The following is a 9,995-nucleotide window of genomic DNA, read 5'->3' as shown; positions in this document are numbered from 1 at the left end:
ATGTGCATGGCGTTGGTTATGAGTTATCTGCACCTATGTCGACATTCTTCAATTTACCTGCTGTAAATGAAGAAGTGATGCTTTTCACGCATATGGTGGTCAGAGAAGATGCTCAGCTTTTATATGCCTTTGCTACGGAACGTGAGCGTTTACTCTTTAGAAGTCTGTTGAAAGTCAATGGCGTTGGAGCCAAGCTTGCCTTAACGATTCTTTCAGGCAGTGATGTGGATGCTTTTGCTCGTAGCGTTCAGGAAGGGGACACTGCCAGCCTGACAAGACTACCTGGTGTGGGAAAAAAGACCGCAGAAAGACTCATTGTTGAAATGCGTGACCGACTCAAAGAGGTTAGTTCTGCCATGGGTATTGATACCATTGTTTCGGACATGCCAATGACAACAGCTGGGGCTAAAAGTGAAGCCGTTGAAGCACTCGTTGCATTAGGTTATAAGCCTAATGAAGCCGATAAAATGTTGCGTAGTTTTGATAGTGAAGGCATGACTACAGAACAAATTATTCGCCAGGCATTGCAGAGAAACTGACATGGAAGAACGGTTTATTTCGCCACAGAGCAATAACGATGAAGAACGTATTGATCGTGCGATACGCCCCATTACGCTTGAAGATTATATCGGTCAGCCTGTTGTGCGTGAACAAATGGATTTGTTTATTTCAGCCGCAAAACAACGAAAAGAAGCCCTCGATCACACCTTAATATTTGGTCCGCCTGGACTGGGTAAAACAACCCTAGCTAATATCATTGCCAATGAAATGGGCGTTAATTTGCGGCAAACATCGGGGCCTGTACTGGAAAGACCAGGTGATCTTGCTGCATTACTGACCAATCTTGAACCAAACGATGTGTTGTTTGTTGATGAAATTCATCGTTTAAGCCCCATCGTTGAAGAAGTGCTTTATCCGGCGATGGAAGATTATCAAATCGATATTATGATTGGTGAAGGCCCTGCCGCCCGCTCCATCAAACTCGACTTGGAGCCCTTCACTTTAGTTGGGGCGACAACACGCGCAGGTTCGCTGACATCACCGTTACGCGACCGGTTTGGGATTGTGCAGAGACTGGAGTTCTATAACATAAAGGATTTGAGTACGATTGTTGAGCGCAGTGCTGGTATTTTGAATGTGAAGTTAGATGCCAGTGGTGCCAATGAAGTAGCACGACGTTCACGAGGTACGCCGCGTATAGCAAACCGTTTACTGCGACGTGTCAGAGATTATGCTGAGGTGCGCTTTAACGGTGAGGTAACAGCAGAAATTGCCAGACAAGCGCTGGACTTACTGGATGTCGATAATTACGGTTTTGATATGTTAGACCGCAAGTTATTGCTGGCTATTATTGAAAAGTTTGAAGGTGGACCTGTTGGCCTGGATAACCTCGCTGCGGCGATTGGCGAAGAGCGTGGCACAATTGAAGATGTGTTAGAACCTTATCTGATTCAGGAAGGCTTCATCATGCGCACACCACGCGGACGAGTAGCCACAAAACGTGCTTGGCTACACTTGGGATTAAGTCCTGATCTGACGTTGGATGGCCAGTAATTTTATGCAGGAATTTGTTTGGCCAATCCGAGTTTATTATGAAGATACCGATAGTGGTGGAGTCGTGTATCATTCGCAATACTTGAACTTTATGGAACGGGCCCGGACTGAGTGGTTAAGATCCTTAGGCATTGAGCAGAGCACGCTCAGACATGAGCAAGGGCTGCTATTTGCTGTGCACTCCATGCAGATTAATTATCGGCGTCCTGCGGTATTTAATGATGCACTGCACGTGACCTCCCGATTACAAAAACGTGCTGGTGCCAGTATTGTATTTGAACAAAGTATCTATCGTGGTGAGGAACTGTTGTGCGATGCTTTGGTCAGAGTGGCGAGTCTTGACGCAGAGACATTTCGCCCAAAACCTATACCTAATTTTATTTTGACGGAGTTGCATAGTGACTGCTGATCTATCGATTATCACCCTAATAGCCGAAGCGAGTTTGATCGTTAAGCTGGTTATGCTGGTGTTAGTAATGATTTCATTTTATTCGTGGTTGATTATTTTCCGTAAACGGGGGGAATTAGCGAAAGCAAAACGCGATGCGGATAATTTTGAAGATAAGTTCTGGTCAGGTAATGAACTTAATCGACTCTATGAAGATATCTCGTCAAGACCCCATACCAGCCGAGGCATGGAAGGTATTTTTGAAGTCGGTTTTAAAGAGTTTGTCCGTTTAAAAAAATCTTCAACAGACAGTAATTATGTCCTCGAAGGGGCACAGCGCGTCATGCGAATTTCTCTAGCTAGAGAAATTGATCAGTTAGAAACCTCACTGCCATTTCTGGCAACAGCAGGTTCAACCAGTCCATATATCGGTTTGTTTGGTACAGTTTGGGGCATCATGAACTCTTTCCGTGCCCTGGGCAATGTGCAGCAAGCGACCTTATCTATGGTGGCACCCGGTATTTCAGAAGCATTGATCGCCACGGCCATGGGCCTTTTTGCGGCCATTCCGGCTGTAATCGCCTATAACCGATATTCCAATGAAGTAGAACGATTAATCAATCGTTACGATACTTTCCTGGAAGAATTTTCTTCAATTTTACAGCGTCAACATAGTTAACCCCGAGGTTAGGTCATGGCTGTACATTCAAACAGACGACTACGACGTAAGGCGATGAGCGATATCAATGTCGTTCCGTACATCGATGTCATGCTGGTGCTACTGATTATTTTTATGATCACAGCACCGATGTTAACTCAGGGAGTCCAAGTGGACTTGCCTCAAGCCGATGCGAATCCAGTTGATTCACCGGAAAATACAGAGCCTTTTGTGGTGTCTGTTGATGCTGAGGGAAATTTCTATGCGGCCGTGGGTGACAAGCAGGATGAGGCGGTAGGACCAGAAAGACTGATGGCCATAACCAGCGCTGTTTTAAGTCGCAATCCCAAAACCCCTGTGATGGTGAAAGGCGATAACGCTGCGAGTTATGGACATGTGATCTCAGCGATGGCTTTATTGCAGAAAGCTGGTGCACCCAGTGTCGGCCTGATTACACAGCAACCAGAATCAACCGAGAACGCTCAGTAATACTATGAAACACAACATCGTCGACAATCTTTTTGCTGGCGCATCATCTCTGGTGTTACATGTCGTGTTATTCGCCATGTTCATTATCGGTATGGATTTGACCTCAACGCCAAAACCATTAGCCCAGGAACCACAGAAAGAAATTGTTCAGGCAACGGTGCTTGATGAAACTCTGGTTGAAGAAGAGGTCGCACGTCTTGAAAAATTAGAACAAGAAAAGAAAAACGCAGAAAAAGAGCGCCAGCAAAAAGTGCAGGAGCAATTAGAAGAAACACAGAAAGAGTTGGCGCGTAAAGAAAGGGAATATCAGGATATGGAAGAACGTGCTCGTATTGAAGCCGAGCAACGTGCTAAAGCTGCAGAGGAAGAGAAGCAGCGTATTGCTGAGCTAGAGCAGCAACGAAAACAAGAAGAAGAGAAACGTCTAGAAGCTGAAAAACAGCGAAAGCTCGAAGAAGAACGTAAACAAAAAATTGAAGCTGAACGTAAACAGGCGGAGATTGAAAAACAGAAAGTCGAGGCGGAGAAAAAACGGCTTGAAGAGGAAAAGCAAAAAGCAGAAGCGGAAAGAAAACGATTAGAAGAAGAGAAGCAAAAAGCCGCAGAAGAGAAAAAACGCTTAGAAGAAGAGAAGCGTAAAGCTGAGGAAGCAAAACGCAAAGCTGAGGCTGAGAAAAAACGATTGGAAGAAGCAAAACGTAAAGCGGAAGAGGAAGCGAGAAGAAAAGCCGCTGAATCTGATCTCCAGCGTCAGCTAGAACAAGAACAGCAAGAACGTGAGGCTCGCCGAGTTAAAGGAGTGGTTGACCAATACAGCCTAATGATTCAACAGCGTGTTAAACGTTATTGGTTAAGACCGGCCAACGTTCAGTCAGGTTTGCAGTGTACTGTCCAAGTTTCACTGTTACCTGGTGGTGATGTTAAAAACGTGAAAATTGTGAAAAGTAGTGGTAATGCAGTATTTGATCGTTCAGCAGAGTCAGCTGTATATAAAGCAGCACCATTACCGCAGCCATCAGACCCAAAAGCTGCAGCTGCATTACGTGATTTTCAGTTTATTTTTAAACCCGAATAAAGGATGAAAGTGATGTTCACACGCTGGTTAAAAGTAGTCGCGACATTAATGCTCTTTGCAACATGGCCTGCACATGCTTTATTAACAATTGAAATTACAGGTGGTTCGGAAGCTGCACTTCCTATCGCTGTCGTCCCTTTTGGTAATGAAGGTTTTGCGCCTCCAGAGGATATTTCCAGTATTATCAGCAATGATTTAAAAAGTAGTGGTCGCTTTGCTCCACTGAAACAGAGCGAGTTGATTTCCCAGCCTCATGAAGGCCAACAGGTTAACTTTGCTGACTGGCGTTTACTTCGTTCTGAAGGCCTGCTTATCGGTAAAGTTAGCAGCCAGGATGGGGAAAACTATCAAGTTCAGTTCCAGTTATTTGATGTTTATAAATCACAGCAATTAGTTGGAAAACGATATAATGTCCCAGCTTCCGGGATGCGGACTTTAGCGCATCAAATTGCTGATATTGTTTATGAAACACTGACAGGTGAAAAAGGGGTATTTTCAACACGACTCGCCTTTGTGACAGAAATGAAGAACGCCGATGGCAGTAAGCGCTACGCCTTACAAATCTCTGATGCAGATGGTGCAAACCCAAGAACTGTATTGCAATCCAGACAGCCGATCATGTCTCCTAGCTGGGCACCGGACGATAATCGTTTAGCTTATGTGACGTTTGAAAATGCAAAGTCTGAAATTTTTGTACAAGAGCTCAGTACGGGTAAAAGACAATCTGTGGCTTCTTTTCGCGGTCTAAATAGTGCACCTGCATGGTCACCAGATGGCAAAAAATTAGCGGTGACATTATCAAAAAACGGTAATCCTGAGATTTATGTCTTAGAATTAAGTTCAGGCAAACTATCGCGAGTCACACATAACTCACAGGCAATTGATACGGAAGCAGTATGGATGCCTAATGGTCGTGAGATTTTATTTACGTCTGACCGTGGTGGAAGGCCACAAATATATAAAGTAAATGCAGATGGTGGGCGTGCTGAAAGGCTTACCTTTGAAGGCAACTATAATGCCTCTGCAGATATTTCTCCTGATGGACGCATGATGACAATGGTGCATGGCGTTAACGGCAAATTCCATATTGCTGTGCAGGATTTAGAAACAGGCGCGGTTCAGGTGTTAACTGAAACGCGAGCTGATGAGTCCCCGAGCTTTGCGCCAAACGGCCGTATGATTTTATATGCGACTGAGCAAAAAGGCAGAGGTGTATTAGCGGCAGTGTCCGTTGATGGCCGAATTAAACAACGCCTGGGAGAGTCAGGCAGTGCGGTACGTGAACCGGCATGGTCGCCTTTTAAAAAGTAAGAGTGATAGGAGTTAGTTAAATGAAAAAGTTAAAATTGTTCGCGGTACTTGTTCCGCTTTTATGGTTAGCCGCATGTAGCTCAACACCTAATAAAGGGATGAACGAAGGTGATGTCGCTGTAGAGGATTTGAGTGCTCAAACATCTGGTGTGAATGGTAACGCTGATGGCAGTGAGTACGGTTCAGAAACTCAGGTCGTCGTTGGTGAGGATGGTTATGACGGAAATGAGTTAAATGATCCTTCGAATCCATTGTCAAACCGTGTTGTTTATTTTGAGTACGACAGCGCTAACGTACGACAAGAAGATCAAGAAACACTACGTGCACATGCTGCATATCTAGCCAAACACCCGAATGTGACTGTGAGATTAGAAGGTCATACTGACGAAAGAGGTTCACGCGAATATAACTTGGCTTTGGGTGAGCGTCGAGCCTTATCAATTCGTCAAATTCTGATGTTACAAGGTGCTGATATGAGTCAGTTCCAAGTGACCAGTTTTGGTGAAGAAAGACCGGCAGTTGATGGCTCAGATGATTATGCATGGTCACAAAACCGTCGTGTAGAAATTGTTTATTTAGGTCGATAAAAAATGCAGATTAACGGCAAAAGAAAATTCATTTGTGCCGTGATTCTGGCTGCTGCTCTGCCCAATATCAGTTGGGCAGAGACAGAGCCACTCCAGCAGCGTGTAGAAAGACTGGAGAGAATCATCCAAGGCCAAGGTCTGATGAACCTGATTACACGAGTTGATCAGTTACAAAATGAGATTCAACGCCTCAATGGTGATAACGAAACATTAAGACATCAGTTAGAACAAGCTGAGAAACGTCAAAAAGAGATGTACATTGACTTAGATGAGCGTATGCAGCAGCTAGAAAATAATAGCTCTGCCAATACCGCAAACTCATCGAACAGTACTGAATTAACCGATAATTCTGTAGCAAACGCTGGTATCGATGAAGCGGCAGATCAGCCAGCTTCTGGCACAGCTCCTGTCGCTGTTGAAAATGGTGAAGCCGCCTATCAGGCTGCATTGCAAACCTTGCGTAGCGGCCAATATCAAGAAGCTATTGATGCCTTGGCTAAGTTCCCTGAACAGTACCCGGGCAGTGTCTATCTTCCCAATGCTTATTACTGGCAGGGTGAAGCAAAATATGTATTAAGACAGTTTGCTGATGCAGCAGCATTATTTCAAATTGTCATTGATGAGTACCCTTCAAGTACAAAAGTCGCCGATGCACTTTTGAAAAGAGGCTTCAGTGAACAGGAAATGGGGGATACTCAGCGAGCTCAAGCAACATTGAATCAAGTTATTGAGACCTATCCTGATAGCTCCGCTGCCAGACTTGCAAAAGCCAGATTAGATCGTATTAATCAGTCAACCAACTAAGACATTTAGCCGGTAATTATTTATGGCGCAATGTCGCATAACAGAAATTTTTTATTCTTTGCAAGGTGAGTCGCGCACAGTCGGTTTACCGACCGTATTTGTCAGATTGACCGGATGTCCTCTTCGCTGTGGTTATTGTGATACGGAATATGCATTCCACGGTGGTGAAAAGATGGATATTGATGAGATTGTCGCCCAAGTGGCTGCCTTCAATCCTCGGTATGTTTGTGTGACGGGAGGTGAACCCCTTGCGCAACCAAACTGTATACCTTTATTAACCGCTTTATGTGATCGTGGCTATGATGTGTCATTAGAAACAAGTGGTGCCATGGATATTAGTAAAGTAGATAAGCGTGTTAGTAGAGTTATGGATATCAAGACGCCGGGATCAGGTGAGGAAAGTAAGAATCGATATGAAAATATCGAGTTATTGAACAATCATGATCAGCTTAAATTTGTCGTGTGTCATCGTGATGATTATGACTGGGCAAAAGAAAAGCTAAACCAATACCAACTTTATGAGCGATGTGAAGTTTTATTTTCGCCAATTCATGGACAACTTCAGCCTGCTGAGCTCGCTGAATGGGTTGTTGCCGATAACTTACCGGTGAGAATGCAAATTCAAATGCATAAATACCTCTGGGGAGAGGAGAAAGGACGATGAAAAAAGCTGTCGTTCTTTTATCTGGTGGTCTTGATTCAGCCACAGTACTTGCAATTGCAAAACAACAAGGCTATCAGTGTTACACCATGAGCTTTGATTATGGTCAACGTCATCGCGCAGAGTTAAACGCATCTGCCATTCTTGCTGAAGCAATGAGTGCGGTAGAGCACAAAGTAATCAATATCGATCTGACAGCTATTGGTGGTTCTGCATTGACTGATAACACAATCGCTGTACCTAAACAGCACCAGGATGGTATTCCAATCACCTATGTACCAGCTAGAAATACGGTGTTTTTATCAATTGCATTAGGGTGGGCAGAGGTTTTAGAAGCTGATGCCATTTTTGTTGGTGTTAATGCGGTAGATTATTCTGGATATCCTGACTGTCGGCCTGAATATATAGCGGCCTTTGAAACGATGGCCAATTTAGCGACAAAAACAGGAATTGAAGGCAATAAATTAACTATAGAAACCCCGCTTATTGATCTGAGTAAACAGGCGATTATTGAGAAAGGTATTTCATTAGGCGTCGATTACAGTCTCACAGTCTCCTGCTATCAAGCTGATAGTGAGGGCAGAGCGTGTGGTGAATGTGATTCATGCCGCTTTCGCCATGAAGGATTTATGCAAGCAGGAATAGCTGATCCAACACGCTATCAAGCTTAATCCACACTGAGTTCTGTCTCTGTCATTAATAATGACTCGGTCTCTAAGGTTTTAAAACGCTGTAAAATTTCTTCTAGTTCGTTCGTTGCTGGCGTGTTTTTTTCACATTGTAGATAGCGTTCGATTGCACTTATCATATCGCTCATCAGTTGGTTTTTTTCATTCAAATATAATAGAGCCTGAGCGACATGGTGATAATCATGACCGGTCTCGATCATCAGTTCAGCATTGTTTAAAGCTGTTTTGAGTGTCGCCTCGTCTGGTTTGACAGTATTGAGCATAGACACCTCACAATTAATTTAAAAAAAATCCACAAAAGGGGTTGTCATTTATTTAGAAAACGGTATTATATGCCGCTTGGTTTGGGCCGTTAGCTCAGTTGGTAGAGCACCGGACTTTTAATCCGTAGGTCCTGGGTTCGAACCCCAGTTGACCCACCATTTTATACAACCACTTACGTTAATTCGTAGGTGGTTGTTTTTTTGGTTTGGGGCCGATTGACACAATACTGACACAGCAGGTTTCATTCTATCCGTCGTTTGCGCCTTCGAATAAAGTCTGCGATGTCCTGCTCATCAAAGCGAGTAGATCGGCCAATTTTCACAAAAGGCAGCTTTCCTGTTGCTTTTAATACGTAGACCTGATTCTCTGATATCGACAGTCTTTCAGCGACTTCCTTGTATCTCAGTAAACCACTCATGCCGATTTCTTTCTTTTGCTCTGCCAGATAGTGCGCCACATCTCATCCACCTCACGGGGGTCGTTTTTTAAGCGAAAGAAATAGCGCTCTGCCTTGCCTCGCCCGATGGCGTAGACCGTGACAGGCTCGTTCATGTATTTTGACGCATTGTAGGCATTAGCCTGGCATAGGCCGAAATCCAGGCCAATGGTTACATCAGTTGTATCAGGCATTCTCTGATCTCCCTTATGTGCTTGCACTGGTAGTTCGACTTCTGCCTGCTGCGGTATCGATACCCTTTGCAGGTACAGGTCCAGCGATCCTCTCCAGGTTCGACTGTGGGGTGCCTCCTAATCGTATAGGTATCGCCCCTAGTGCCCACGCGATTAAATACCTGTTCCTCATCCAGTGCCGCTAGCGCGGCCTCCATACGACCACGGGCGTTTNNGCGTTCGAGTCGCAGACGGCCCACCACAAATTCAAAAGGGTTATGCTTCATAGCATAGCCCTTTTTTATTGCCTGTCGTTTATGATTAGCATGAGCTAAATCACAAAATCAGATAATTCATCTGTGCAGAGTTTTAAATGTCAGCTGCAATAAATAATTAAACAAACCTACGATTCACTCGTTATCGTCCTATAGCAATAAGACTATTCCAAGACTAGAGTTCAAAAAGTTTAAAACAGAAGGTTGAGATCATTGAGTTCTAATGATTGCCTCTAGATCTTTTTCTCATGAGTAAAACTTTAGTAATGGTTTCATCAATGAAGATGAGCCAACTAGTCTAATTTGACTATGCATCCTTAAGAGCGTAATTGAAGGTAATAATCGTGCTCATACTAGGTAAATGTGATTTATCAGTAGTAAATCACACTAAGTGCAGCGCTTTCTTATTAAGTGTGCCGCTCAATTAGCTATAGAGTCACTGGGGAAGAGTGTTTGGTCATGGATTGCTCAAAAAAGGCATTTATATCATTACACCTTATTTATTAATTAGTTAACACTAAGATGAGAAAGAAATCATGGTGTTCAAAAGAGGGGTTATTGTGATATGACAAAAATATTACGATTTTGTGTTGCTTTCATGAAAATGCTCGCGTAATATGCGCTCCTCTTG

General features: G+C 43.8%; 14 protein-coding genes and 1 tRNA gene. 12 read left to right on the top strand and 3 right to left on the bottom strand.

Annotation, left to right across the window (positions count from 1 at the left end):
* The first annotated feature begins 2 nt into the window (after positions 1–2).
* From ruvA to queC, 11 genes are read left to right on the top strand one after another with little or no spacing between them, the layout of a single operon-like run.
* On the top strand, positions 3–539 hold the full coding sequence (ruvA, locus tag B3V56_RS09345; RefSeq protein WP_289284208.1) for a Holliday junction branch migration protein RuvA: 537 nt from the start codon (positions 3–5) through the stop codon (positions 537–539).
* 1 nt (position 540) lies between these two features.
* A complete protein-coding gene (gene ruvB / locus B3V56_RS09340) occupies positions 541–1,554 on the top strand; it encodes a Holliday junction branch migration DNA helicase RuvB (protein WP_289244066.1) in 1,014 nt (337 codons plus the stop codon).
* Complete coding sequence (gene ybgC, locus B3V56_RS09335; RefSeq protein ID WP_339608427.1) at positions 1,544–1,963, top strand: tol-pal system-associated acyl-CoA thioesterase; 420 nt, start codon at positions 1,544–1,546, stop codon at positions 1,961–1,963. Before ruvB ends, ybgC begins: the two co-directional genes overlap by 11 nt.
* A complete protein-coding gene (gene tolQ, locus B3V56_RS09330; protein WP_289244064.1) occupies positions 1,953–2,621 on the top strand; it encodes a protein TolQ in 669 nt (222 codons plus the stop codon). Before ybgC ends, tolQ begins: the two co-directional genes overlap by 11 nt.
* A 15-nt stretch (positions 2,622–2,636) precedes the next feature.
* Positions 2,637–3,089, top strand: a complete 453-nt coding sequence (gene tolR, locus B3V56_RS09325) for a protein TolR (protein WP_289281735.1) — start codon at positions 2,637–2,639, stop codon at positions 3,087–3,089.
* A 4-nt stretch (positions 3,090–3,093) separates the two neighbouring features.
* The gene (gene tolA, locus B3V56_RS09320) at positions 3,094–4,164 is read left to right on the top strand and encodes a cell envelope integrity protein TolA (RefSeq protein ID WP_289281734.1); all 1,071 of its coding nucleotides are present in this window, start codon (positions 3,094–3,096) and stop codon (positions 4,162–4,164) included.
* A gap of 12 nt (positions 4,165–4,176) precedes the next feature.
* Positions 4,177–5,475 (top strand): Tol-Pal system beta propeller repeat protein TolB, encoded by a 1,299-nt coding sequence (tolB, locus tag B3V56_RS09315; RefSeq protein WP_289281733.1) that lies wholly within the window; start codon positions 4,177–4,179, stop codon positions 5,473–5,475.
* A gap of 20 nt (positions 5,476–5,495) precedes the next feature.
* Positions 5,496–6,062 (top strand): peptidoglycan-associated lipoprotein Pal, encoded by a 567-nt coding sequence (gene pal, locus B3V56_RS09310; protein ID WP_289281732.1) that lies wholly within the window; start codon positions 5,496–5,498, stop codon positions 6,060–6,062.
* Between the two features lie 3 nt (positions 6,063–6,065).
* Positions 6,066–6,866: a tol-pal system protein YbgF gene (gene ybgF, locus B3V56_RS09305; protein WP_289244059.1), complete on the top strand. Its 801-nt coding sequence runs from the start codon at positions 6,066–6,068 to the stop codon at positions 6,864–6,866.
* 22 nt (positions 6,867–6,888) lie between these two features.
* Entirely contained in the window at positions 6,889–7,530 is a 642-nt protein-coding gene (gene queE, locus B3V56_RS09300; RefSeq protein WP_289281731.1) for a 7-carboxy-7-deazaguanine synthase QueE, read from the top strand.
* Positions 7,527–8,198 (top strand): 7-cyano-7-deazaguanine synthase QueC, encoded by a 672-nt coding sequence (gene queC, locus B3V56_RS09295; protein ID WP_286303551.1) that lies wholly within the window; start codon positions 7,527–7,529, stop codon positions 8,196–8,198. Before queE ends, queC begins: the two co-directional genes overlap by 4 nt.
* Here the strand turns inward: queC and B3V56_RS09290 are convergent.
* Complete coding sequence (locus tag B3V56_RS09290; RefSeq protein ID WP_286303552.1) at positions 8,195–8,479, bottom strand: hypothetical protein; 285 nt, start codon at positions 8,477–8,479, stop codon at positions 8,195–8,197. The genes queC and B3V56_RS09290 overlap by 4 nt on opposite strands.
* A gap of 83 nt (positions 8,480–8,562) precedes the next feature.
* Between B3V56_RS09290 and B3V56_RS09285 the strand changes: the two genes are divergently transcribed.
* Positions 8,563–8,638: transfer RNA gene (locus B3V56_RS09285), tRNA-Lys, on the top strand.
* 83 nt (positions 8,639–8,721) lie between these two features.
* Here the strand turns inward: B3V56_RS09285 and B3V56_RS09280 are convergent.
* A complete protein-coding gene (locus tag B3V56_RS09280) occupies positions 8,722–8,898 on the bottom strand; it encodes a helix-turn-helix domain-containing protein (RefSeq protein WP_289284207.1) in 177 nt (58 codons plus the stop codon).
* Positions 8,895–9,110 (bottom strand): hypothetical protein, encoded by a 216-nt coding sequence (locus B3V56_RS09275; protein WP_289284206.1) that lies wholly within the window; start codon positions 9,108–9,110, stop codon positions 8,895–8,897. Before B3V56_RS09275 ends, B3V56_RS09280 begins: the two co-directional genes overlap by 4 nt.
* Positions 9,111–9,995: the final 885 nt, after the last annotated feature.

The organism is Methylophaga sp. UBA2513 (assembly GCF_002341285.1).
Taxonomy (GTDB): Bacteria; Pseudomonadota; Gammaproteobacteria; order Nitrosococcales; family Methylophagaceae; genus Methylophaga; species Methylophaga marina.
Note: the sequence above shows the minus strand (reverse complement) of the source record. Positions and strands in the feature narration are given on the sequence as shown.